19 protein-coding genes and 1 pseudogene are annotated in these 24,989 nt (G+C 55.8%); 3 read left to right on the top strand and 17 right to left on the bottom strand.

Annotation, left to right across the window (positions count from 1 at the left end; genetic code table 11):
• Positions 1-3 precede the first annotated feature (3 nt).
• Positions 4-336 carry a metalloregulator ArsR/SmtB family transcription factor gene (locus AB1S56_RS09260; protein WP_340870089.1) on the bottom strand — a complete coding sequence of 111 codons (333 nt, stop codon included), beginning with the start codon at positions 334-336 and terminating at the stop codon, positions 4-6.
• 154 nt (positions 337-490) lie between these two features.
• Here AB1S56_RS09260 and AB1S56_RS09255 point away from each other — a divergent pair, with 154 nt between their 5' ends.
• Positions 491-1,630: a YfbR-like 5'-deoxynucleotidase gene (locus AB1S56_RS09255; protein ID WP_340870088.1), complete on the top strand. Its 1,140-nt coding sequence runs from the start codon at positions 491-493 to the stop codon at positions 1,628-1,630.
• Between the two features lie 65 nt (positions 1,631-1,695).
• Here the strand turns inward: AB1S56_RS09255 and nagZ are convergent, their stop codons facing one another.
• The 7 genes from nagZ to AB1S56_RS09220 form a co-directional block, all read right to left on the bottom strand.
• On the bottom strand, positions 1,696-3,312 hold the full coding sequence (nagZ, locus tag AB1S56_RS09250) for a beta-N-acetylhexosaminidase (protein WP_340870087.1): 1,617 nt from the start codon (positions 3,310-3,312) through the stop codon (positions 1,696-1,698).
• Between the two features lie 46 nt (positions 3,313-3,358).
• Complete coding sequence (locus tag AB1S56_RS09245; protein ID WP_340870085.1) at positions 3,359-5,005, bottom strand: response regulator; 1,647 nt, start codon at positions 5,003-5,005, stop codon at positions 3,359-3,361.
• Entirely contained in the window at positions 5,002-6,813 is a 1,812-nt protein-coding gene (locus tag AB1S56_RS09240) for a sensor histidine kinase (protein WP_340870083.1), read from the bottom strand. Before AB1S56_RS09240 ends, AB1S56_RS09245 begins: the two co-directional genes overlap by 4 nt.
• Before the next feature lie 13 nt (positions 6,814-6,826).
• A complete protein-coding gene (locus tag AB1S56_RS09235; RefSeq protein ID WP_340870081.1) occupies positions 6,827-8,194 on the bottom strand; it encodes an extracellular solute-binding protein in 1,368 nt (455 codons plus the stop codon).
• A 114-nt stretch (positions 8,195-8,308) separates the two neighbouring features.
• Positions 8,309-8,503, bottom strand: a complete 195-nt coding sequence (locus AB1S56_RS09230; RefSeq protein WP_340870080.1) for a hypothetical protein — start codon at positions 8,501-8,503, stop codon at positions 8,309-8,311.
• Between the two features lie 5 nt (positions 8,504-8,508).
• Complete coding sequence (locus tag AB1S56_RS09225; RefSeq protein ID WP_340870078.1) at positions 8,509-11,415, bottom strand: DEAD/DEAH box helicase; 2,907 nt, start codon at positions 11,413-11,415, stop codon at positions 8,509-8,511.
• Complete coding sequence (locus AB1S56_RS09220; RefSeq protein WP_340870076.1) at positions 11,412-13,028, bottom strand: SWIM zinc finger family protein; 1,617 nt, start codon at positions 13,026-13,028, stop codon at positions 11,412-11,414. Before AB1S56_RS09220 ends, AB1S56_RS09225 begins: the two co-directional genes overlap by 4 nt.
• 219 nt (positions 13,029-13,247) lie before the next feature.
• Here AB1S56_RS09220 and AB1S56_RS09215 point away from each other — a divergent pair, with 219 nt between their 5' ends.
• Complete coding sequence (locus AB1S56_RS09215) at positions 13,248-14,864, top strand: catalase (protein ID WP_340870115.1); 1,617 nt, start codon at positions 13,248-13,250, stop codon at positions 14,862-14,864.
• Between the two features lie 9 nt (positions 14,865-14,873).
• Positions 14,874-15,389: an HPr family phosphocarrier protein gene (locus tag AB1S56_RS09210; protein WP_367903450.1), complete on the top strand. Its 516-nt coding sequence runs from the start codon at positions 14,874-14,876 to the stop codon at positions 15,387-15,389.
• Between the two features lie 345 nt (positions 15,390-15,734).
• On the opposite strand, the pseudogene AB1S56_RS09205 reads toward AB1S56_RS09210, so the two are convergent.
• The 9 genes and pseudogenes from AB1S56_RS09205 to AB1S56_RS09165 form a co-directional block, all read right to left on the bottom strand.
• Positions 15,735-16,052 (bottom strand): annotated as a pseudogene (locus AB1S56_RS09205) (HEPN domain-containing protein); the annotation flags it as partial.
• A 66-nt stretch (positions 16,053-16,118) separates the two neighbouring features.
• Positions 16,119-16,484 (bottom strand): nucleotidyltransferase domain-containing protein, encoded by a 366-nt coding sequence (locus AB1S56_RS09200; protein WP_340870071.1) that lies wholly within the window; start codon positions 16,482-16,484, stop codon positions 16,119-16,121.
• Between the two features lie 243 nt (positions 16,485-16,727).
• A complete protein-coding gene (locus AB1S56_RS09195) occupies positions 16,728-16,952 on the bottom strand; it encodes a LuxR C-terminal-related transcriptional regulator (RefSeq protein ID WP_340870069.1) in 225 nt (74 codons plus the stop codon).
• 128 nt (positions 16,953-17,080) lie between these two features.
• Entirely contained in the window at positions 17,081-17,812 is a 732-nt protein-coding gene (locus AB1S56_RS09190; RefSeq protein WP_340870067.1) for a class D sortase, read from the bottom strand.
• A 2-nt stretch (positions 17,813-17,814) separates the two neighbouring features.
• Positions 17,815-18,273 carry a GtrA family protein gene (locus AB1S56_RS09185; protein WP_340870066.1) on the bottom strand — a complete coding sequence of 153 codons (459 nt, stop codon included), beginning with the start codon at positions 18,271-18,273 and terminating at the stop codon, positions 17,815-17,817.
• Positions 18,245-19,255, bottom strand: coding sequence for a glycosyltransferase family 2 protein (locus AB1S56_RS09180; RefSeq protein ID WP_340870063.1), 1,011 nt, complete (start codon positions 19,253-19,255; stop codon positions 18,245-18,247). Before AB1S56_RS09180 ends, AB1S56_RS09185 begins: the two co-directional genes overlap by 29 nt.
• A gap of 34 nt (positions 19,256-19,289) precedes the next feature.
• Entirely contained in the window at positions 19,290-23,117 is a 3,828-nt protein-coding gene (locus AB1S56_RS09175; protein ID WP_340870062.1) for a glycosyltransferase family 39 protein, read from the bottom strand.
• A gap of 182 nt (positions 23,118-23,299) precedes the next feature.
• On the bottom strand, positions 23,300-24,238 hold the full coding sequence (locus AB1S56_RS09170) for a glycosyltransferase (protein WP_340870114.1): 939 nt from the start codon (positions 24,236-24,238) through the stop codon (positions 23,300-23,302).
• Positions 24,239-24,267: 29 nt separating this feature from the next.
• Positions 24,268-24,984: a DapH/DapD/GlmU-related protein gene (locus AB1S56_RS09165; protein WP_340870061.1), complete on the bottom strand. Its 717-nt coding sequence runs from the start codon at positions 24,982-24,984 to the stop codon at positions 24,268-24,270.
• Between the last annotated feature and the right edge of the window lie 5 nt (positions 24,985-24,989).

The following is a 24,989-nucleotide window of genomic DNA, read 5'->3' as shown; positions in this document are numbered from 1 at the left end:
CTATCACCCCTCACACGTCTCGAAATGCTGGTCGCAGCATTCGACGCCTGTCTGTACTTCCATGAATACCTCATCCATCATATCGAGCAAAAGTTTGATTCTGTCGCTGCTTAAGCTGTAATACATAAATTTCCCTTCCTGTCTGCCCACAATCAGCCCGCATTCCTTCAGACAGCCCAAATGCTGAGATATGCTGGACTGGCTTGCTTCCACCTCCGCCATCAGCTGAGTGACGGATTTCTCCTCCTGCTTGATGCTGTCTAGAATTTGCAATCTCGTCTTATCGCCAAAGCCGCGAATAAATTTAACCTTAGTTGTTAACATGGTGTGATCCATGTGTAAGTCACCCCTTCATATTAGATCATCCTAATATGTAGTATATACCATCATATTCGTTTTGGCTAATATGAAATGTCGTCTGGTTTCCCGAGACAGTTGTGTTACCATATAGATGTATTTGATTTCTCTAATGATGCCAGAGGAGAGTGCTATGAATAACAGCCGTTTTGCCCATGCGATTATTGGCATGCAATACGTGTCCCGCTGGAAGGAATTTTCGCCAAGATACAAGGATAATGCAGCAAGCCACAGCTTCCGCTGCGCTGCAATCGCCATTCTGGCCGGGATCGTCGAGGAGCGGGTGTTCGGGCGGCCGCTGGACAAGCTGCAGCTTGTGGCGCGCGCGCTGCTGCACGATCTGAACGAGACCGTCACCGGCTCTATCAAATATGTAACGAAGAAGGATAAGCATCTGTCCCAGCATATTCGCAGACTGGAGGCTGAGGTCAATGTCGAAATCGTCTCGCGTCTGTCCAAGTCGCTGCAGCCCCGCTTCCACGACTACATTGTGAACGCCGAGGACGACAGCTATATCGGCCAGCTTGTGCGAGGCATCGATTCCTTTGATGGGATGCTCTTCTGCAAGCGTGAGCTGGAGCGGGATTCCAGTCCCTTGTTCGGAGCCAAATATGAGGAGCTGAGGAACGGTCTGGCGCAATCCCAGTGCCAATCGGTGAGGTGGCTGCTGGAGCATGCGGAGTCCGATGACGGTGTGAAGCAGTTCCTCCAGCACATCTTGAATCTCGACTTAATCGAGCGCTGGGGCGGCAACTTCAATCTTATTCCCGACGACGACGCCACCCATTCCTTCCGGGTTGCCGCCATGGCCTTGTTCAACGGCTTGCTTGAGACCGAACGGTTCGGACGGGGTGGAATCGATCATTATCGTCTTATCGGGAAGGCGATTCTGCACGATGTTGTCGAAGGAGTAAGCGGGGATGTCGCCTCCCCCATCAAAAAATCCTCTCCGGCGATTCGCGAAGCATTCGAGCGGTATGAGCAGGATGTAGCCAAGGGAATGGTGGCGAAGCTGCCGGCTATATTCCATGACGAGCTGACGGACTTCCTCGTTCATGCCAAGGACTCCACCTATGAGGGAGAGCTGGTGGATATTGCAGACAAGATCGACGCGTTAATCAAAAGCAATATGGAGATGCGCAACAATCCCCATTACGGCGACAAATATTATAAGCAGCTTCTTCAGATTCAGCATTCGTACGAGAATCCTTGCGTCATCTTCTTCCTCGCCTACATCCTTCATGACCTGACCTACGATCACTTTGTAAAATAAACAAGCAAAAAAAACTGTCCGCCCAGCCCCATCTCAGGAGCCGGCGGACAGCCGGGCAACAAAACTTATTGTACAGGAGCGCGCCACCCGAACGGATATGCAGGGGATATATCAAGCGGCAGCCTGCCTTCCGGCTTCAACTCGCCAAGCAATACCTTAGCTGCTGAAGATAGAGCCAGAGGTCTGCACTCGTAGACGGCCAGATACGTACGCACATCGGGATACAGGAGCAGATCAAGCGGGTTGCGTACAGATACCGCCACAACCCGGTCGCCCGCCAGCCTTACAGCCTCCCGCGCCGCCTGCAGCTCCTGCGGGTGCTTGGAGGCGTCATAGGTGACCACGACGATTTGCTGGAATTGCTCCAGATCCGCAAGCGCATCCGCTGCATCCATTCGCCGTTCTACAACTGAAGCGCCGTACAGCTTCAGGAAATCGCCTAACGTGCCGTCTCCTGACAGCATCTCGTCTGCGACTGACACCGGCACAATGTCGGGCCAAAGGACCAGCGTCTGCGTCTCTCTGGACAGCGGCAATGCGCCTTCCTCCGATTTCACGAGGGTGACCGAGGCTTCGCTCCACTTGCGGGCGGCTGCCTTGCTCGCTGAGGTGCCAAGCTCCTCCCGAACCTGCTCCCAAGGAGCTATAGGTTCATCCAGGCGAAGCTTCTCCTTCAGGCGCATAATGCGCTCAACCGCCTCCTCGATGCGGGACAGACTGATTTCACCGCTCTCCACCGCCGCCGCAACAGCCTCAAGCGCCGCCGCCTGCTTCTGGAACGTGTGGCTGATCAGCACCATATCCGCGCCAGCCTTGATCGCCTTCACCGCTCCCTGCTCCGGTCCATAAAACTCGTCAATCGCGCTCATCTCCAGGCAATCCGTCACGATAACGCCATCATAGCCAAGCTCATTGCGGAGCAAGCCGGTCAGCACGCTTTCGGACAAGGTAGACGGCACGCCGCTTGGCTCAAGAGCCGGCAGGCAGACATGAGCCGTCATGATACAATCCGTACCCGCCTTGATCGCGGCGCGGAACGGCAGAAGCTCAATCGCCTCCAGACGCTTGCGGTCATGAGGCAGTACCGGGAGCGCATGATGGGAATCCACGCTGGTGTCGCCATGTCCGGGAAAATGCTTCACCGTCGCAGCAACTCCCGCCGACTGATAACCGATGACCGCTGCCGCACCCATCTCGGACACCACCTCCGGACGGTCGCTATACGATCTGACGTTAATGACGGGATTGTCCGGGTTATTGTTGACGTCAATGCAAGGCGCATAATTCATTGTAATGCCCAGCTTGCGCAGCTCCTCACCGCAAATGCGCGCCGTTTCTTCCGCAGCTTCCGCTGAAGCGGTCGCGCCAAGCGCCATATTGCCCGGCATTAACGTGACGCCGTTCACAAGCCTGGCCACCATGCCGCCCTCTTGGTCAATGGCAATGAACATCGGCGGCCGCCCCGCCTCCTCCGTCAGCTGCTGAAGCCCTCTGGACAGGCCATGCACCTGCTCCGCGTCCTGCACATTGCGAGTGAAATAGATGGTGCCTCCTATTCCGTATTGATCGATAAGCTCCTTCATGGATTCCGTAGGCTCATAGCCATAGAAGCCGAATACAAACAATTGGCCAATTTTTTCTTTTAAGCTCCAGCTTCTCCAATCCCCGTTGCGAAGTGCCATATATCTTCCTCCCTCATGTCATCAGCTCATCCAATTGGACCGCTTCCTACCCTTCATCCTCCAAGCCTTCGGCCGCTGTCCCTCGGACCGGCAAGCCGAACTTGCTCCGGTAATCGGTAGGATTGTCGCCCGTATATTTCATGAATACCTTGGTGAAATAACGCCGTTCCGCATAGCCCACCTCTCTGGCAATCGCGGCGACGCTTTTCTGCGTTTCCGCCAGCAGGCTTTTCGCCTTCTCCATACGCTGGCGGGTGACATATTCAATAAACGTCTCGCCGAACGTCTGCTTGAACAGCAGGCTGAAATACGAGGTGCTGAGCCCGACATGGGACGCCGCCTCCTCCACGCTCATATCTCGGAACAAATTACGGTCCATGTACGTCTTCGCTTCCGTGATGGAATGCTCAGACTGCTTCTTCTTATCCATCGACCGTTCCGACACGGCAGACGTCAGCTGCCGGATAAACGACAGCAAATCCTTAATGCCGAATCGATGGTCCAGCCTTCTCCACAGCAGCTCCTCCTGCTCGCGAGGGAAGACAGCCATCTCCTTCATCTCCCGCATCAGATGCAGCACAAAAAAATGCAGCAGCGGCTTCACCTTCGCTCCATCCTGCTCGCACAGCTGCTGAAGCTGGCGTGAGATATGATCGACCTCCTGGTCCGCAGCGGAATGATCCCCTCGCTTGACAGCGCCAATCAATTTCTCGGCGTTCATCCAGAATGCCTGATCCGCCACGGCGGAATCCTGCTGATCGGCAGGGTAGAACGTTATGGCATTATGCGCAGGCGTCAGCTGGAGTCCCATCTGCACAAGCTTGTAGGCCTCCGACAGCTCCTCAACCTTGGCGAAATCGCGGTAAATGCCGGCATTCAGCGACAGCTTCACATGATTGCGAACCGCGGTCAGGAGCATCTCTGCCCAGCCCTGAATGACATCCCTGTTAAACGCCATCGACATGCCCGTCTCAATCAGCACGCACCATTCCCCGTCCCGGGTTTGAATAACGGCATGATGAAGCCCGTTATGCTGCAGCTTCTCCCGAAGCACGTTGCAGACGGCGAAATTCCATAGCTTGCGATCCTTGTCAGACCAATCTCGCCAATCCCTTGTTTGCTCGGAGCTGACGTCCAGATCCAGAACAATCATAATGAACTGCTGAAGCCGCAGCTGATTCTCATCGCCGGAGAACAGCCAGTGGCTGCCGGAGAAGTCGGTGTAATCCATGATGATGTCGTACAATATTTTTTCGCTGGCCAGATCAATCATTCTTCCCAGCTTCTGCTGCTCTTCCTGCTGCTGCTTCAGCTTATTGCGCTGATTAGACATAATGCGCGCGATAACGCCCGTTAATTCATCGTAAGGGATAGGCTTCAGCACATAATCGTTGACGCCGTACTGTATGGCCGCCCTCGTATACGTGAAGTCCTGATAGCCCGACAGCATAATGATATCGCAAGGCATATCCCTCTCCCGGATTTGCCGGACAAGCTCCAGCCCATCCATAACAGGCATACGGATGTCGCACAGCAGCAGCTGGAAGGCCTCCTTCTCCATGAGCTGCAGCGCCTCCACGCCATTTTTGGCGACGCCTCCCACCTCAAGCCCGAGCATTTCCCAGGGAATGACCTTCTCCAAATTTCTCGTGATGTGTGCTTCGTCGTCAACCAGGAGCACTTTGCCTATCATAGCCCCTCACCTCTGCTTTTCGGTATTACGCATCGAATGGTAGTGCCGCACCCCTCCGAGCTGCAAATCATCATCCCGAACCCGGGACCGTAATGAATGCGCAGGCGATCGGCCACGTTGCGGATGCCAAGCCCTCTCCGCTCGCCCATCTCCGCATCCTCATGCGTTTTCCGGGACGGATTATAGCCTTCGGACAGCTTCATCAGCACATCCCCGCTCATGCCCGTTCCGTTATCGCTCACCATAATGACCAGCTTCTGCGGCTCGACCTTCACATGAATGGCTATGACGCCTTGACCATCCTCATAGCCGTCGAAGCCGTGCTGAATGCTGTTCTCGACCAGCGGCTGCAGCGTCAGCTTCAGAATCCTATAATCGAAGGCTTCCTCCGGTACAGCCAAATCATACGAGAAGAGCTCCTCAAATCGATATTTCTGAATGTCCAGGTAGCTTCTCACATGCTCAATTTCCTGCTTAATCGATATTTCCTCGGAATGATGCATGCTCGTGCGAAGCAGAATGCTCAGACGGCGCACCATCAGCATGATTTTGCCGCCCTCATTCTGCGCGGCCAGCGCGTTAATCGACTCCAGCGTATTGAATAGAAAATGAGGCTTGATCTGCGCCTGCATCAGCATCATCTCCGCATGCTGCTTCCGCTCCTGCTCCCTGCGCACCTCGCTGAGCAAATCGCCGATCCGCTGCACCATGCTGTTGAAGCTTTTGGCGAGCAGCACCGTCTCGTCCTTGCCCTGCGCCGTCACGCGAATATCCAGCAGCCCCTGCTCCACCAGACGCATTTTGCGGACTACCTTAATGATGGATTTGGCTACCCGATTGACGAAGAAGACGTTGAACAGCACCGCCGACAGCAGCCCCAGCACGGTAATCATGCCAATCCACTGCACGAACCGAACATTCTCGTCCGTCAGCGAATCCCAAGGCTGCACAGACAGCAATATCCAGCCGTTCCGATCCAGTTGATACGACGAGACGAGACTGTCCACGCCGTCGAACCTCATGCGGGCGCTTTCGTAATTTTCTGTCAGCTGCGGCATGGAATCCGTATACAAATCAATGCTGTGGCCGTCATAACGCCTGTTGCTGTCCAGCATGACAAGCCCTTCGCTGTTCAATATAAAATAACGCGCGCCGTACGACTCGTCCTCGGGATTCTGGAACGCCTTCAGCATGCTGCTGACTTCCTCGGTTTTGTACTGCGTCACCATGATGCCAAGATCGTTCAGCGACTCCAGCTCCTTCACTACGCGCATCATCGTGAAGAGCGGAGGGTCCACGCCTGTAAGCTCCCGCTGCTCGTAAGGTCCAATCCATAGCGGCCGCCCTCCTCGCTCGATGACATCATCGTAGAGGGAGTGGCGCTGCAGACCGTCGAACGAGATCGGCTTAAAGGTCGTTGGATCGTTCCGATTCGCCCTGAACATGGTGCCGTCCCCCGCATACAGCACGACATAGCTGACAGAGGGATGCTGGAACAGGATGCTGCTCATTTCCTTCTCGGCCTGCGTGATCCGAATAAGGGCGCTGTTGTCATCCTTGGGCAGCTCGCTTTGCCTAAGCGTATTCTGCACCTCGGAGCTTATGACGTTGCCATTGGAGAGCTGATCCAGCTCACGGAAAAAATACGAGATATTGCCGCCGATTGCCTTCAGCGTAATTTCGGACTGCTCGCTGTATTTTTTCTCCAGCAGGGTCTCGGAGTTCAGAAAGGAGAAGATGCCAAGACCGATCATGGGAATGATGATAAGTGAAATAAACGCAAGCATAAGCTTGGGCCGCAAGTTCATTCCGCCTGGCCTCCTATTGTCTTCCCTTCTCGGGCAGGGTGATAAGTCCTGTGGCGTTCATTTGGGCGGCATTCGCCTTCTCCTGCACCGCTTGAATATTGGCAGCCACGTTCTCTGGTGTGTTCAGGTCGCCGATCAGCTCCTGCAGGCCGACGCCGATCTCCGCCGTGACCGTAGGCTGGACAATCGCGTCGAAGGCCGGCCAGCTGCTGGACGCTTCGGACATAACCGTCAACACCTCGTTCATGAGCGGATCGACTCCCGTTAAATCAGACAGCTTCATAGAGGGCAGCAGCTTGTCCTCCATTAACGCCCGCTTCTGCACCTTTTCGTTGAAGAAGTTGGCGATAAACGCCTTCACAATCTCAACCTGCTCCCCCGACAATGTGGAGGAGAAGCCGAACCCGTTGGAATAGGAGGCGTTAATGGAGCGCTGGTCGCCCATTCCCCCAGGGATGGAAGGAAACGTGAAAAATCCGATATGTCCATTCAACGCGCCGGCATTGGGACCGGAGAATTGATTCACATCCCATGTGCCTGTGAATACCATCGCCGCCTGCCCCCGAATAAGCTGAGAGCCAAGCGCGTGATCCGCGATGCCGAGTGAGCCGCTGGGGAAATAATCCCTGCTTGCGATTTCCCTGTATGCCTCGAAGCCTTGGATGAATGCGGGGTCCGTCCACTTGGTCTCGCCCGTCACCAGCTTATTGAACGCCTCAATCCCGACGTAGCGCTCCATAATGGTGTTCCACATCATTCCCGTGACCCAGGCATCCTTCGCCGCCATAGCGAACGGCACATACCCCGCTGCCTTCAGCCTCTCCGCCGCTGCCATCAGCTCATCCCAGGTTTGCGGAATGCCCAGCCCTAGCTCCGCGAATATTTTTTTGTTGTAGAAGATGCCTTCGCTGTAGCCGCCATACGGAATGCCGTATACCTTGCCGTTAATCGTAAACTCCGCCAGGCTGGCGAATTGGTCCGTCAGGCCCAGCTCCTCCAGAATAGGCGTCAAATCCAGCATGCGATCCGCTTTCACGTACAGCTTCAAGTCTGCGCCGCCGAACACCTCGAATATATCGGGAGGATTGCCTGCGGCCATCTCCTGCTTCAGCTTCGTATCCCGGTTAATTTTTTCGTCGATGCCCTCCATCGTGATCGTCACGCCCTTGTTCTCGCGCATCGTCTGGTTCACGACATCCGCCAGCACGCGCAGCCGCGTCTGGCTCGTTTCCTTGATTTGCGTATGGCGAAGCGACAACGTGACTTCCCGATAATCATGGCGGACGCTCGTATCCTCTTCGTTCTGCCTCATTAAGCCGCAGGCGGCTCCGACCGTCATCCAAGCAAGCATGAACACCATCAGGATGTTGCCTTTATTCAACGCTTGAAGCCTCCTTATGGAGAGTGCATTACCCCTTGCTCATTCATTATAGCCCCTGCCGCCTAAGCGATACGAGGTTAAAAAACGACAAGGAGAGGGATACATTTCTATTATTTATTGGCGCAGGCCTTCCGTTACCTCCCGAATACGGGCATACAGCGCCTTCCATTGCTCATTGGAATCCGCTGGTCCCGGCGGATTCGCGGCTGCAGGAGTCGTCTCATCGCCTTCGCTCCGCGGCTCTCCCTTCGCGGCTGCTCGAGCCAGCTGAAGCCGGCCCTCCCTTTCCTTCAGCGTGTCTCCCGTCACAACAATCACCCCTTCAGCCAACCCTCGCGCAGCGTGAACAGCTCGCGCAGCTCATCCGTGCTAAGCTCCGTAACCCAGTTCTCGGAGCCGCTGACCACCTGCTCGCTAAGCGATTGCTTGCTCTCAATCATCTCGTCAATCTTCTCCTCCAGCGTGCCGAGCGTAATAAATTTATGCACCTGCACCTGCCGGGTTTGGCCGATACGGAACGCCCGGTCCGTTGCTTGATTCTCAACGGCAGGATTCCACCAGCGGTCGAAGTGGAATACATGGTTCGCCGCTGTCAGATTAAGGCCGGTGCCGCCCGCTTTAAGGGACAGCACAAACGCGCAGCGCGGCTCCTCCTCCGATTGGAAGGCGGCTATCATCTCATCCCGCTTCGCCTTGGGCACCCCGCCGTGCAGATAAGGCACCCGCATGCCGAGTCCGGCCTCCAGCATACGCTGCAACTGCTCGCCCATCTCGACGTATTGCGTGAAGATCAGGCAGCGCTCTCCCTCCGCCGCAATCTCCTCGCACATCTCCAGCAGCCTCGCCATCTTGGCCGAACGCTCCGCCTGCCAAGCCTCCACTCCCGTCTCCTTCAGGAGCAGAGCGGGATGATCGCAGAGCTGCTTCAGCTTCGTCAGCGTCGCGAGAATGAGTCCTCTTCGCTGCATGGCGTCCATCTTATCCAGCTTCTCCATCAGATCAGATACAATATTCTCATACAGGGCGCCTTGCTCCGCTGTTAATGTCATATAGCTCTTGGACTCGATCTTGTCAGGCAGCGAAAGCTGGATCTGCGGGTCCTTCTTCACGCGGCGCAGCATGAAGGGCTTCACCCAGCGCTGCAAGCCCTCTATCAGCTCCTTGTCCCGCGTCCTCTCGATCGGTGCGACAATTGCTCTGCGGAAGTCGTTCAGGCTGCCCAAATATCCCGGATTTACAAAGTCGTAAATCGACCACAGCTCCGTCAGCCGATTTTCCATCGGAGTGCCCGTGAGGGCTATCCGGTGGCGCGCCTCCAAGCGGCGGATAGCACCAGATTGCTTCGTGTACACATTTTTTATATTTTGCGCCTCGTCCAGACAAAGCGCGTTCCACTGCACAAGAGCAAGATCCTCCTCGTCGAGCTGCGCCAGCGAAAAGGATGTAATCACAAGATCCGCTTCACGAGCGGCCTCAGCAAGCTCGTCTCCCTTTGCCCGTTTGCCGCCGTAATGAATCAGAACTCGAAGCTGGGGCGCGAACCGCTTCAGCTCCTTCTCCCAGTTGCCGATAACCGACGTCGGACATATAAGCAGAGACGGACCGCCTGCCCCCTTCTCCCCCTCCACGACGCAAGAGAGATAGGCCATGAACTGTATCGTCTTGCCAAGGCCCATGTCGTCGGCGAGTATGCCTCCCAGTCCGAATTTCCGAAGGAACAGCAGCCAGGTAAGCCCCTGCTGCTGGTACGTCCTCAGCTCCCCCCTGAACCAGTCCGGCGGGCTGACGAGCGGCATGGACGATATATGCTGGAGCTGCTCCAGCCATATGGCGAGATGCTCATTCAGCTCGACCTCCGCGCGCATCGCATGCTCGGAATCGTCCAGCACATCCAGCTCTGTCCCGCCGCGCAGATGCATCTCCAGCACATCGCGGAAGGTCAGGCCATGACGTTTGCCAACCCGCTTCATCCACTGCTTGATCTGGGCCACGTCCTGAGGATCCAGATGAACCCATTCATCCCCGACTCGGAACAGCCTTCGGTTCTCCTCCGCCATACGGAGAAATTCATTTTCCGTCAGATCCACGTTGCCCAGCGCAAGCTTCCAGTCGAACTGCACAATCTGGTCCAGACCGAATAACGATTCACCCCCGGAGCCGGCGGATTGCTTCATCTTCGCCTTCAGCCTCAGCTTCCGGGAACGCACCGCCTCCCACCACGCCGGGAGCAGCACGGGAACCCCCGCCTCCAGCAGCGTAATGCTGTCATGCTCAAGGAATGACCACGCTTCCTGCTCCGAGAGAGACGCCTTCACCTTGCCCGAGCCTTCTTCCGCTTCCAAAGCAGGGAGCGCGGCCAGCCACTTGGCCTCCTCTTTGGCCAGCTTGCCTGCAAGCATAGGCAGCCACTCCTCGGGCAGCGCCGCTTCCGCGGCCATTCCGCCTAACGCGGCCGCCTCTGCTGCATCCGGTCGATGCAGCGGAAGCCAAGCGCCCCCAGCGCGATCCTGCAGCGCGGGACGCAGCCGCCAGTCCTTGCCGTCCTCCGGCTCCACCAGCTGAAGCGCCACACGGAACGGCAGTAGATCCTTCTGAATGCCGATTGCAATAAGCCAATCCGCTTCGTCCGCTCCCTTGCGCCTCAGCACGCCTTCTCCCGCAGCGGCTCCGATGGATTGCCATATTGCGCCTGCCTTCTCGTCGCCAGCCAATATCTCCTCGATCGCTTCGCCAAGCCACAGCTCGACGCCGGCGCAGCCTTCCTGCCGCGCCTCCCCCAACGCTGCAAGCCATCTGACCTCCAGCTCGGGACGCTCCTCAGGGAAAGCCGCCTTCCAGGCGCGACGCCGCTCCGACCAGCTTGCATGGTCAGGCAGATACCAGCCGCTCAGTAGCGCCTCCCGAATAAGCGAAGCGAGCGCCATTAACGCCTGCAGACGCGGCGACCATGTGGGCCGAAGCAGTCGGACAGGCGCCGGCGCTGACAAATAATCGACCGCCATTAGCGGGGACAGCTTCAGAATCGTCTGCGCTCCCGCCTTGCTTTCCTGGATTCTCCCGCCGTACCAGCTCGCTTTATGCCACGCGAACAGCATAGACCGAAGCTTTCCTTCCACTTGGTCCCTGCGTTCTCCGCCGCTCAGACAGACATAAAGCTCGCCTTCCTCCACGCTTACGTATCCGTCGATGTTCATATCTCTACCGCTGGTTAGCGTCCTCATGTGACGATTTTTCCCTTCCATAATTCTTCTTGAAGCGCTCGGAGCCGTTGGGTTTTGTTCACAAGCTCCGCTAGATACGTATCCCATTTGCCCGTATCCTTCATTCCCTTGTACAGCTTCTCCAGCTTCTTGAGCTGCTTCACCGCTACGCGGTAGCCTTGCCTATTGCGAGTGGCGATCGCCGCCTCAATCGACTGATGATAGAGCGGAAGCAGCGCCTGCGGGACCGCCTTGGCCACCTCGCGCAGCTCAGGCGCGTTGAGCTCCTCCGCTTTCACGCCCACAAACAGCTGTAAATCTGCCCAATCCTCGTATCGCTTCACGCTAAGCCAATGCTCGGACAGCTCTGTGTACGAGTAGGGCAGCAGCTCTGTCATATAGGTGTTCCAGATCGGCAGGTCCGGACGATCCTCGTCCGCTCTGCGGCAGAGCGCCATAAAGGGCCCGATGCTGCGCGCGCTTCTGTTCGCGTACACCCGCTCGTACAGAAAGCTCATCCAGCGCTCCGTCCATGCCCACTCTCCCAGCTCCATTCGCTGCGCGACGCAGGGATAGATCAGCTTCTGTATTTTCTCAAACGGTCCTTGGGCGAAATATTGAATGGACCGCGCATCGTCCCCTTCGAAGAAATAAAGCATCCCGAGCGACGAATAGACAAATTCTTCGTTCAGCTCTCCGTCCGGATGGGACGCGAGCTCCGACAGCAAGGACATCTTCTCGTTGTGGAACCAATCGCGAAGCTCGCTGAACCTCTCGCAGAAAGCGAGATAGAGGAACCCCCATTCGAACAGCTGGCGGTCGCGGTGCAGCGCCCGGCGCTTCGCAAGTCCGATAAGGACGCCGCTCCAGGCCAGCTGCTCTTCGGACATATGCTGCGGCTCCAGCTCGCCGATCAGCGTCTGCAGATGCTCGATCCAAGGCTCAGCCATACGAATAAACGACATTTCATGGTAATAGCGGCTGAAGCTGTCCACCGTTGTAATGGCGCGCTCGGACTGCTCCAGCACGAACAGGATCGAGGTCGACCAGTGCAGACGCTGCATGGGCTTCTCCCAATCTCTCGACAGCCCCTTAAGGGCTGATAACACAGGCTGCAGCGCATGGAGCGAATGGCGGCATTTCAACCAGGTTTGCCCATACTCGGCCTCCATCCAATCCATCCACTCCTCAGCCGTTCCTCCCTCGCCAGGCGCTCGACGCTGCTGCCGCGCATCGGCTGGTTGCTCCGGCGCAATAGCCTCCTGCGGAGCGGACCGCGCAGCGGACGGCCAGATCTCGCTCGCCATCGTTAGCCCCAGCATGCGGAAGTAGACTCGCTCGGCGGCTTCTCTTCCACGGGTCTCCGAGAAATATTGAAAGAAAACAGCTGCCATATGCTTGCAGAAGCCGCCGAATGGACAAGTGCAAGTACTGTAGCGGAAGTGGTCGGCATCCATAACAACCGCGTACAGGTCCGAGCCCCGGACTACCCCCGTCAGTGTCCTGTGCATCGTAGTCTGAGTGCTCTGGACCCTTCCTTCCTGATAATATTCGTAGCCTCGCTTGACGAGGACAGCGGGAAGCTCGGTTTCGATCCGCTCCTTGAGCACGTCAAGCAGATTATGTTCACTCATCGTCCTTCTCGCCTCACCTTCCGTACGCCATACATTCCAACTATTATATCACAAATAATAAGGGTCGCGCCGACTGCAAGTGCTTGGAACAGTGGGGGCTTGGCTCAGCCTCTCATCAATAAATGATGGACTCTAGACCAGAATAAAAGGAGAGCCTTCCTCTCATACTACCATGGAGGTATTTCCAAAATTTGCGTAAAGGTGGAATGAAACACGATGATGAACAACGAGCCTCCCGATACCGAACAGCAGACAGGCTCCTCCAGACTGGCTCCGGGCGAAGCCCCGGACACACTGACGAATCGTCAGGGCCACCCCATTACGGACAACCAGAATATTCGAACGGTTGGAAGCCGAGGGCCCTCTACGCTGGAAAACTATCATTTTATCGAAAAAATATCCCACTTCGACAGGGAACGAGTGCCGGAGCGCGTCGTTCACGGCAGAGGCGCGGGGGCGCATGGCTACTTCGAGGCCTACGGCAAGCTTGGCGATGAGCCCATCTCGCGCTACACGCGAGCCAAGCTGTTCCAGGAGCCCGGCAAACGGACACCCGTCTTCGTCCGCTTCTCGACCGTCGTGCACGGCGGCCACTCGCCGGAGACGCTGCGGGATCCACGCGGGTTCGCGACTAAATTTTATACAGAGGACGGCAACTGGGATTTAGTCGGCAACAACTTGAAAATATTTTTTATTCGCGACGCCATGAAATTCCCCGATATGGTGCATGCCTTCAAGCCGGACCCCGTCACGAACGTCCAAAGCATGCAGCGATTTTTCGACTTTGTGTCCCAGACGCCGGAGGCTACGCATATGATTACGTTCCTGTTCTCGCCTTGGGGAATACCGGCGAATTACCGTCAAATGCAGGGCTCAGGCGTCAATACATACAAATGGGTAAACAATGAAGGCCAAGCGGTGCTGGTGAAATATCATTGGGAGCCGCTGAAGCAAGGCATTCGCAACCTGACGCAGAAGGAGGCGGAGGCGCTGCAGGCCAAAAACTTCAATCATGCGACACAGGATTTGTACGAGGCGATTGAGCGGGGCGATTATCCGGAATGGGAGCTTCAGGTGCAGTGGATGAGCGACGATGAGCACGCCGAGCTGGATTTCGACCCGCTGGACGACACAAAGCTGTGGCCGCCGGACCAATTCCCGATGCTGCCCGTGGGCAAGATGGTGCTGAACCGCAATCCGGAGAACTACTTTGCCGAGGTGGAGCAGGCGGCCTTCGGCACTGGCGTGCTGGTGGATGGACTCGACTTCTCCGACGACAAAATGCTGCAGGGCCGGACGTTCTCTTATTCCGACACGCAGCGCTACCGCGTCGGCAGCAACTATCTGCAGCTGCCGATCAATGCGCCCAAGAAAAAGGTCGCCACCAATCAGCGCGATGGCGGAATGGCGTTCTATGTAGATATCGCGCCTGGCCAGAATCCGCATATCAACTACGAGCCGTCCTCCCTTGGCGGACTCAAGGAAGCTCAGCGTCCTGGCGCTCCCCATGAGCCGCCATACAACGCCAAGCTGACGCGCGAGCCAATCGACCGGCCGAACAACTTCCAGCAAGCCGGGGAAACCTACCGGCAATTCGAGGATTGGGAGCGAGACGAATTGATCGCGAATTTGGTGGACGCGCTAAGCGGCTGCACGCCGTTTATCCAGGAGCGGATGCTGCACCACTTCACTGAAGCGGATCCCGATTACGGCCGGAGAGTGGCAGAAGGGCTTAAGGCCGCTCACCCTTCGTCAATGGGACATGTCGGCACGCCGTCCGCGAATGAAGGCATGGAGATGTCGACAGAGCTGGGCCGCTCCACCGACGGCTACTGACGAAGGGGCATGCTGAGTAGCGGTAAGCTGAGTAGCGGCATGCTGAGTAGCGGCATGCTGAGTAGCGGCATGCTGAGTAGCGGCATGCTGAGTAGCGGCATGCTGAGTAGCGGCATGCTGAGTAGCGGCATGCTGAGTAGCGGCATGCTGAGTAGCGGCATGCTGAGTAGCGGCAAACCTCTGCAGGCCTCGTGCCTGCAGCAGGTTTGCCGCTTTTTAACCGAATCATCTACACGGAGGTTACAGCAATTGGAGAAACAATTTACCATTCAAAACCCCTTCGGCCTGCAGCCCAGTCCGGCCCGCCATATCGCGCAAGCAGCCAAGACATTCCCGTCAAGCGTGTCGCTCGAAATTAACGGCAAACGATATGACGCCAAAAGCCTCGTGCAGGTGCTGTCCGCCGACGCCAAATATGGAGACATCGTCACCGTCAGCGCAAATGACGGCATGGCGGCGATAGCGATTGTCGACACCATAGGCGACCTGCTCACCAGCGTACAGCCAGGTGCTTATCAGCCCTGAAGAATAAGAGCTTGCTATGTGGTGTCGGGTGAACATTGTTGCAAAAATACATGATTTATTTAAGCCCCTTGCTTAAACGAAGGAATTGTTGCGAAAGTGCAGGATTTTAAACACATCGGGCCAAATACGTCCACAAACAGGCTCATATCCTGCACAATCGCATCAATTTGACTCCAAACCAGCTTCACGAGCATCAATTACTGCAGATTCGCAGGATATAACGTCATGATTGTGTTATAGCTCAACTGACGGAGCTCGAAGCGTAAGCCTCAAACTGTCTGCACAACAAAAAGAGGGCGCAACATGATGCTGCCCCCCCACTTCATTTTGAATGAAATCATTTATTCATTTGGCAGCTTCCTGCTCCATGATCTTTACGATGGCTTGGTTAAAAGTTCTGACCTGATTGAGCAACTCGGCAACATCTTCCTTCAAAAATGTAACTGTGGCACTATAATCGGCTTCTGCTCGGTGATCCATTAATCGATTATAAAGCTTTACAAGTTCAACTGATAGAAGACCTGCTGCGCCAAGATTTTTGTTGACCCAACCCCGGACATAAGTGTGTTTGTTGCTAACCTTTTCGCCTCTTGCTAAAATCAATGCTGTCACATATTGAAAAGCGGAATAATACAAAGCGCTAACACAACTATCATACATCCCAGAGGAAAAAGAAAATCAGCAAGCTTGAATTTCTGTTCTGCCTTGCTTACCATTATTTCCATCGCTTTAAGATATCGCAATAACAATCCCCTCCTCAACAATATTGTCTTTTAGGGGGAGCCATATGCAATCTTTTTCTGACCGCCATTCAGCAGCGTTTTCCAGTATACACGTCAATTGAGTATCATACTGCAAGTAAATTTCATAAACCATATCGGAGAGCAGTTCACGATTATGCCAATTTTTTTCGTCCTCTACAAGCACCAATATATCAAGATCAGACCACTCATCATAATCTCCCCTTGCTTTGGAACCGAAAATAATCAACTCACTTAGTTGAAAGACGAGCGCAAGTCTGTGCTGCAGATGGATTAAAGCTTGTTTTTCTTGAAGAGTTAACGAGTTTATTTCCGAAGGAGCATCTTTGCGCATTTACTTGTCCCTCCTTAAAAAAGATACTAATGTGCAAATCTATTCTAGTTTGAAATTATTATTTTGATTGTACCATCCGACGCGCAAATCTCAAGCTTTCTTTAATCATCTTCCTTAGCAGCGAATCCATAAGCACAGGAGAGCATAAGAAAGAGGTAGCATAGAGATATGCTACCTTGACTTTTCTTATTACAGTGGAAGGGCTGTAGCCCTGATAAACGAGAATGGAGAGACCTTGTTATGTTAGATTTGTAACTCCCCAAGCTTAATTAGCTCGACAACCGCTTGCGAACGACCTTTGACGTTCAACTTTTGCATAACATTGGAGATATGATTGCGGACGGTTTTCTCGCTGATAAACAATAGCTGCGCAATATCTCTTGTCGTTTTGTCCTGCACCAACAGCTCGAATACCTCTCGTTCGCGATGGGTCAATAAAAACTTGCTCTTATGGTCGCTTCCCTTCAAAGTTTGTCACCCCTCCTTGCTCGGGATTTTGTGGTGTAACAAGGGCAAGGGATACAGTCAAATTATCATATGAAGGGGGCTAACCGATGGTGCTGTCTATGTGCAATTTGGGCGCATTAGAACCGTCTTTATTCCATCTGGGCGTGAACGATGAGGCGATGGGTCGGATTGATGAGGGGATCGCATGTAATAAGCGTCAGCCGGCGGTCCGTATTGTTGTAGCGCAGCACGGATACGTCGCTCGGCTCCACAATTGAAACCTTGTATACCTTGTACTGGAAGGTCTCCGTCTTCGTCTTGATCGTGATACTGTCGCCTACCTCCACCTCGTCCAGACGATTGAACAGCCGCCCTTTGATCCGCATGCGATGAGCGGCGATGGCGGCGTTGCCGACCTCGCCAAGCTTCGTCGTTTCCTTCAGGTGCACCGCCGCTACCTTCATGTTGCTCTCCGTGGCGCCTTCCAGCACGGGCAACAGCAGGTCGATGCTCGGAATTTGGATGGTGGCAATCGCTTGCGGCTTCGGGGATTGCTTGGCTTGAGCCGGCGTCGCGGAGGACGGTGCGGCTGCTGTAGACGATGCCTCTCCCGATGACGGCGTGGTGGACTCCCCTTCAGCCACCCCGGTCAACTCAGCCTCCGGATCTGCCGCAGCCTCAAACTCCGTCTCCGCGAACAAATTCGTCAGATTGTCGTATTGCTCTACTGCCTCCCGGTTCGCCTCCTCCTGCGCGGCAGCTTCCTCCCACTCAGCCAGCAGACTCTGCTCCTGCCTCGTTTCGTACCATTCACTCGCTTTGGGAAACGCTATAATGAAGAGGCCGATAACGACCAACCCGCAGGCGCTCAGCTTGTTCATGTTCAACCTCCCATCTTGGCCGCCGGCTTCACGGCGAATACCCACTTTTTGCTTCCATAAAAGTTAATCCCGACGATCAGCACCGTCACAACAGCTTTGGCCGCCAGCTCGTTCCACATCAGCCAATGCCGGGTCACGGCGAGCAGCGCGATGGACAACGCCAGCGTGCTGCCATTCCACAGGAGAAACCGCAGTCTCCTTCTTCGCTCCACCGCCTTGTCCCGCTTCGCGGTCTCGGTACGGAAAGTAATCGCCCGGTTCAGGAGATAGCTGTTCGCCATTCCGGCACTGTATGCGACAAGCTGGGCAACCGCGTAGTGCATGTGAAAAAAAACAAGCAGAGCAAACACAGCCACATCGATCCCCGTATTCAGCGCGCCGATGGCGCCGAAGCTCACAAGCTGCTTGAGGGTTGTCCGGTTGCCCATCAGCTTATACCATTTGCTTCTCGCGTTCGGCATGCTTCGGACGCTCCCCACCTTCGTTATGGGCGTCTTCATCTCCCCCATGTCCGGTCACCTCCCGAACAATATAGAGCGGACGGTTTTTGGATTCATCGTATATACGCCCAATATATTCGCCGATAACGCCGAGCAGAATGAGAATAATCCCGTTGAACAGCAGATTAAGCGCCACAATCGTCGTCCAGCCCTCTACCGTTGTATCCGTGAAGAGGCGCTGGGAGATGACGATGAGCAGATAAGCAAACCCGCCGACCGACAAGGCGAAGCCGAGGTAGCTGGCGATTTTGAGCGGCTTGTAAGAGAAGCTCGTAATGCCGTCCAAGGCGAAGCTGACCATCTTCTTAAGCGGGTATTTGGTTTCTCCGGCGAACCTCTCCTCGCGAACGTACTCCACACTCGTCTGCCGGAAGCCGATCCAGCTGATCAATCCGCGCACGAACCGATTTTTTTCCTTGAGGCCCCGCAGCACATCGCATACCTTGCGGTCGATCAGCCGGAAGTCTCCGGTATCCAGCGGAATATCGACGCTTGTCATGCTCTTGAGCAGCCGATAGAATGCCAGTGCCGTCAGCTTCTTGAATAGGGTCTCGCCCTTCCGCTTCAATCTGCGGCCATACACCACCTCATAGCCTTCCTTCCACTTCTCGATCATCTCCAGGATGACCTCGGGAGGATCCTGAAGATCGGCGTCGATGACGACAATCGCGTCTCCTCGCGCATAATCCATGCCCGCGGAGATGGCGATCTGATGGCCGAAATTGCGGGAGAAGTCGATCATTCGCACGTTGGCGTCGGCTTCCCCAATCGCCTTCATAATCGGCACGGTACGGTCCTTGCTTCCGTCGTTCACGAATATGAGCTCATAAGGCTTGTCCGCCGTATCCATAACAGCCTTCAGCCTGCCGTACGTATGCTCAATGACTTCTTCTTCGTTGTACATCGGGACGATTACGCTGTAGGTGACGCGCTTCTCATTCATGGCAAGACTCCTTCTCCTTGATCTAATTGCATCGCTAGAATACCCAGCTCGGGAACCAGCGAAGCAGGACATCCACATACCACTTCGGCACAATCATGCCCGACAGCGCGGGGTAGAACAGGATGAACATCGCCGCAGCGGCAGCCGCATAGCCGATCCGAGCTTTGCGGAAGAACGGGCTTCGCTCCTCTGCAACGCCCAGCACATACACAATGCTCAGAATCATAAACGGCACCATGGCAAAATAATGGTAAAGAAACGTCTCGCGCGGCACAAGCATCCACGGCACATATTGCGCCAGAAAAGCGATCCATACCATATACATCGCTTTGTCCCGGCGCTTCACGCTGATGGCGATCGTGAGCAGCATCGCCGCGATCCCGAACCACCAGATGACCGGATTGCCCATAGCCACTATTGTCGATTTCAGCTCCGGCGCAAGCCCGTCCCCGGAATAATACCAGACTGGACGCTTCATGAAGGGCCACTCCCACCATGACGAGGAGAACGGATGCGCCGATACAAGATTGCTGTGATAGTTGTACATATTGACCTGATAATCCACTAACGCCTTCCAGGTGTAGCCGCCCTGCATCACCGACAGAATGGGAAGGTACGACAAGGCGTAGATCCCGGCGGGAACCGCGATATAGAACACCAGGCACGCGGCGAGAGTTGCCAGCGTATAGCGCGGGAATACCGATACGATTCGCTTGAGCGCTTCAGCATCGAACGCTTCCGCCTTGCCTCCGTCCTCACGAAGCTTCCGCCTTGCAGCCAAATATTCACGATAGCGGTCCCATAGCGAGAGGGCCAGCATAATCGCAAGTCCCGCTCCGCCATACAATACAATCCATTTGGAAGCGACGCCTAGTCCGAAGAACAGACCCGCAAGTCCCAGCGGCACAAGCGTAGCGGCCAGCTTCGCCTTGTAGAAGCTGAGCGACGCGTATTTGTTCATGAAATGGAACATCAGCATGATGAAGAATACGCCGTACACGTCGATAGTCGAGATGCGGGTTTGGGTGAAATGCATAAAATCGGCCGCCAGCAGACCCGCTGCCAGCGCGGCAAAGGACGTTCTGCCGAACAGGCGCCTTGCGGTCATGTACAGAATCGGAATCATGGCGATGCCAAGTGCCGTGCCCGCAATCCGCCAGCCGAACGGGTTCAGCCCGAACAGCTTGATGCCCGCCGCTATAATGATTTTACCCAGCGGGGGATGCGTATTCTCGTAAGCGACAATGCCTTCGATATTCTCCGACGCGGTGCGCGCGTGATAGATTTCATCGAAATAGCTGCCCTTGCGAAAGCTGTGCTCGTATTGCGCCAGCGACTGCTCGTCGAACAGATTGGCGACTGCACCCCGCTTCGCCTCCTTCGCCTCATCGTCGTTCACATCTGCGATGGCAAGCGGCTCCTGGCTGCCGGCGGCATAGAGAGCCAGCTCATGAATGGAGAAGCCAAGCTGAGTCGCCGTCAGCTTCATGTACCGCGCTTCGAACGAAGCCGGATGCACCTTCCAGGCGAATACCGCGACATGGCTGCTGTCCACCTCCAGCTTGTTGCTCCACTGGCCTGGCTCGTTCCCGAATTCCAGCGTATACTTGCCGGTGCCAACGCCGCCGAAGGTCGTCACGCGGTCCAGCGCGACAGGCGCCCCTAGATCAATATAGAAGCTCTGCCCGGTACGGCTGGGCTGCCATACCGACTCGGGACTGCTGAACGAGCCCAGATTAACCAGCGCGACGAAGGCGTACACCCCGGTCAAGCCGCCCATCCACCACCAATCCTTGCGCTTCATCCTATTCTTGCCAGAAGCGCGCTCTTCTATCGTATCCTTTCGCTTGAAAGCCGCTAACAGCCTATCATCGGCCGCCCTTCGGTCATTCGCCGTCAGAGGCTTCATAGCCTTCAGACGTCCTTGCCCGTACAGGTCGTAGCCTACGTACAGCATATACAGCAGCAGGCTCAAATTGGCGATCGCGCATAGCAGCACAATGCCATCGTTCGGCACATTGGTTGTATAGGCGCTATAAGCCAGCACATAGCTCATATTCACGAAATTCGTGAGGGTAAACCCGAGGAACAGCCCAAGCATTCGCCGGTCCTTCGACTGCACATAAGCGAACAAGCTCAGCAGCAGGAACGGGAACATATACCTCTCGTGCATCTTGGTCACAAGCAGGAAGACAACGGCGATCAGCACCATCGCTATATAGAACGAGCGGTCCCCTTCATTACGTCCCCTTCCAAGCCGCGCATACAGCACCGCCAGCACGACAGCCGCCACAATGAACAGGTTGCCCCAATAGCCAAATGGCATAAAAAGCCACTGCTCCGTAATCGGCTTCCAATTGGAGCCGCTTAGCGAATAGAGGTTGAACGCGTTTAAAGTCGCGTACGGGTAAGAGGACAACGTACCCTTATACAGCTCATACAGTCCTCCCAGTCCGCTGCCGCTCCAGAAGAAAGGCAGCGCAAGCACAAGAAACGTGCCAAAACCATAATAGGCGCTGATGGCCACATTCCTCCACTTCCTGCTGAGCCAGAGCGCAAGCAGCAGCACAGGCATAAAGATGAACGCCTGCGGCTTAATCAGCGCAGCAATGGCATACCAGACGGAAGCCCGCCCGAATTGGCGCTCCGCGATGCCGCATATAGATAGAGTCAGCACAAACGCGAACACGGAGTCGACCTGCCCCCATGCCGCAGAATCCAGTATTACGGCCGGATTAAACAGCCACAGCAGCGCAAGGCCAACCGCCGGCGCGCCTCCCAGCTTCTTCAGAGCCGTCCGGTAGATTAGAGCCGCCGCTCCAAGATCAGCGAGAATAGCGGGCAGCTTGTACAGCAGCAGCTCAGCCCCTGAGCCGGATGTTATGCCAAGCCAGCTCTTGATATGTCCCAGCGCGAACAACACATAGATGTAGCCTGGGGGATAATCGACGAACATATCGGTATGGTAGAAGCCCGCTATGCCTTCCAGCACGGCTTGATTGGACCAATGCATGAACAGGGCCACATCATTGGCATAGCCGCCATGGCCTGCCGCGATATACAAGCGAATCGTAAGCGCGACAGCAAAGCCCGCCGCAAGCAGAATCGGCAGAGCGGCGCCCCGTCCCTTCCCTCTGCCCAGCCGTTCCTCGCCGCGCAGCAGCCGGGAATAAACAACGGCGAACAGCGAGGCGAACAGCCCGGCATAGATAAGCGTGCTCAGGATCGATATCTTGTGGTTCTGCTCCTCCTCGCCGCCCGAACCCGTCTGATCCAGCGCGAACAGCTCCGCTCCATCAGGCGCGTTCGCCACTTCAGCTACCTCAACGGCATCGAACCAGGCCCGTCCCTCATTCAGGCTGCCATATCCGCCAAGACTGACGCCGAACAGCAATTCCTTCTGCTCGCGTCCCGTCTTGCCGTAAAACTCCAGGTGCGCCCATTGTCCGTTCGTATCCTTGAACTCCGGGTAGTACAGCGCGGTGCCGTCCACGTATAAGTGAGCTCCCGTCGCGTCTTGGCGAACTCCCTCCGTCTTCACGTAGCCCGAGAACCGGTAGCTCGTATTCGGCTTCACCTTAATGGTCTGCACAAGCCGCGCGTGATTGTCGCTCGTATTATGTATGTATGCGGCCCGCTCTCCGTCATAAGCCTCGTTCTGATCCAGGCCGTAATGGGATACGCCCTCATCCTTCACCCACGCTTCGATCGTCCAGCCGCTGGGCAAGCTGCCATCCGCCAACTCGAAATTTCCGTTGCTCAGCAAATTGTCCGCCGCCAAGCTTCTTGTCCCCGGCACGATCGCCAGCAGCAGAAGCAGCGCCAGCAGTATCGCGGTCAGTCGGGAATAGCCTTTGCACATTGTGATCACAGATCCTTTCCAAGTACGCTGACTAACGATTATGGCTGTCAAAAGTTATCAAACTCATAATCACTTTATCGAATGCGGCATTCATGGTCAATCCCATTGGCAAAAATAGGTGCGCCGGGAGCCCTTCTACCCCCGGCACATATCGCGTCAGGCTGCGCCTGCCGGCAGGCGACCTATAATTTCGCCCTGATGGCGTCCACAAACTGCCGGGCTCGAACCTCGTTGGTATGCGCCTCGTGAACCCATCTGAAGCCCGCTTCCGTCAGCCGTTCTCTCTCCTCGTCCGCTGCCGCGTAATACAATGCCTTGCTGCTTATATTCCCGCTGTCGCAAGCGACAAAGTGCTCCCCGTCCCGGAAGCCCAGCTCCTCCACATCCCGGTTAGGTTCAGCCAGCATCAGAGCGCGGCAGCCCGGAATTTCCAAGAACTTCGCGACCGGTATGCGCAGGGTGCTCCCGCAGGTGAACGAGATCATCGACCGGTTGATCGCTCTTGCATAAGCCTCCTTGACGAACAAGCCGGGCCGATCCGCCGTCCGATGGCCGGGATGCTGGAATTGGACGAAGCCTTCCACGCCCCGCATACGGGACGCGACCGCCCGCCTGAAGGGGTATTTGTCCTCCAGCAGCCCCATTAGGGAGAAGCGGATGTCCTTCGGCAGACCGTAATCCTTGATCAGCTCCTTGTTAATGCCGAAGGGCAGCCACTCGAAGCGCGAGGCGCATTCGGGGAACGCGTTCAGGAACGGATATTTGCTCGCGGAGAAGATGATGTCGGGCTTGGCGGCGCGGTCGAAGTACTCCCGTCTCTCCTTGGGATTGTAATGGATATCAAGCACATAGCAGGCCTTCAGGATATCTACGCGATCCAGATTGCGTATGCGGGGGGCGAAGGCGTTCCTCCACTCGAAGTCGTAATGGAAAATCACGTCCGGCTTAAAGTCGAGGCGGGACAAAATATCAAGGATATCCCCGTCCTTGGTCCAATAGTGGACCTTGGCCGCCTCGCCAATCGCCTCCAGCATATCGAATTTATGCTGATGCTTCGGCATGGCATCCGCAAATCGCTTGGCGAGCATCAGAACATTCAGTTGTTTCGGCTGCTGCTGCATGGACAAATAAGTTCTCCTCCCGTCTCCGCTTACTGGTTATCCAGCCATTGCTCCGGCGGCACGTCCCGCAGCTTGCGAGCGGGATTGCCGGCCACAATCGTCCTGGCAGGAATGTCCTTCGTCACGACGCTTCCGGCGGCCGCAACGCCGTCCTCGTAGATCGTTCTGCCCGGCAGAATAGTGGCATTCGCTCCGACGCGGCCGCCCCTCTTGATCGTCACGCCCTTGAATTGTCCGAAGCGGGCGCTTGAGCGGGCGAGATAATTGTCATTGGTCGTTGCTGCGCATGGCGCCACAAATACATGATCCTCCAGCTCCGAGTATGCGCAAATATAGCTGTTCGTCTCCAGCTTGCAATTGGAGCCGATCCGGCAGTCGTTCTCGATAGCGGCACCCCGGCCAATAATCGTCTTCCTGCCGATGAATACCCTCTCGCGAACAGTAGCCAGATCGGCGACGAATACATGCGGCGCCAGCTCCGCCCCCCTGTATATGACCGCTCCCGTTCCGATCGTGCAGCCTTCTCCGATGATCGAGGGCGCCAATGCCTCGCCAACGGTTGTCGTCGCGGAGTTGGCGGCCCTCATCGGCAGCTTGCCGATGACGGCATGATCGTGAATGACCGCGCCGCTGCCGATGAGGGTGCCGTCATGGATAACCGCATGATGGCCAATAACCGCGCCTTCGCCAATAATAACGCCTTGGCCGATAACGGCGTGAAGCCCTATTACTGCCTGCTGTCCCATGCTCC

This window comes from Paenibacillus sp. PL2-23, assembly GCF_040834005.1.
In the GTDB taxonomy this organism is placed as follows: Bacteria; Bacillota; Bacilli; order Paenibacillales; family Paenibacillaceae; genus Pristimantibacillus.
The sequence above is the reverse complement of the archived record's forward strand: the minus strand, read 5'-3'. Positions and strand labels throughout refer to the sequence as shown.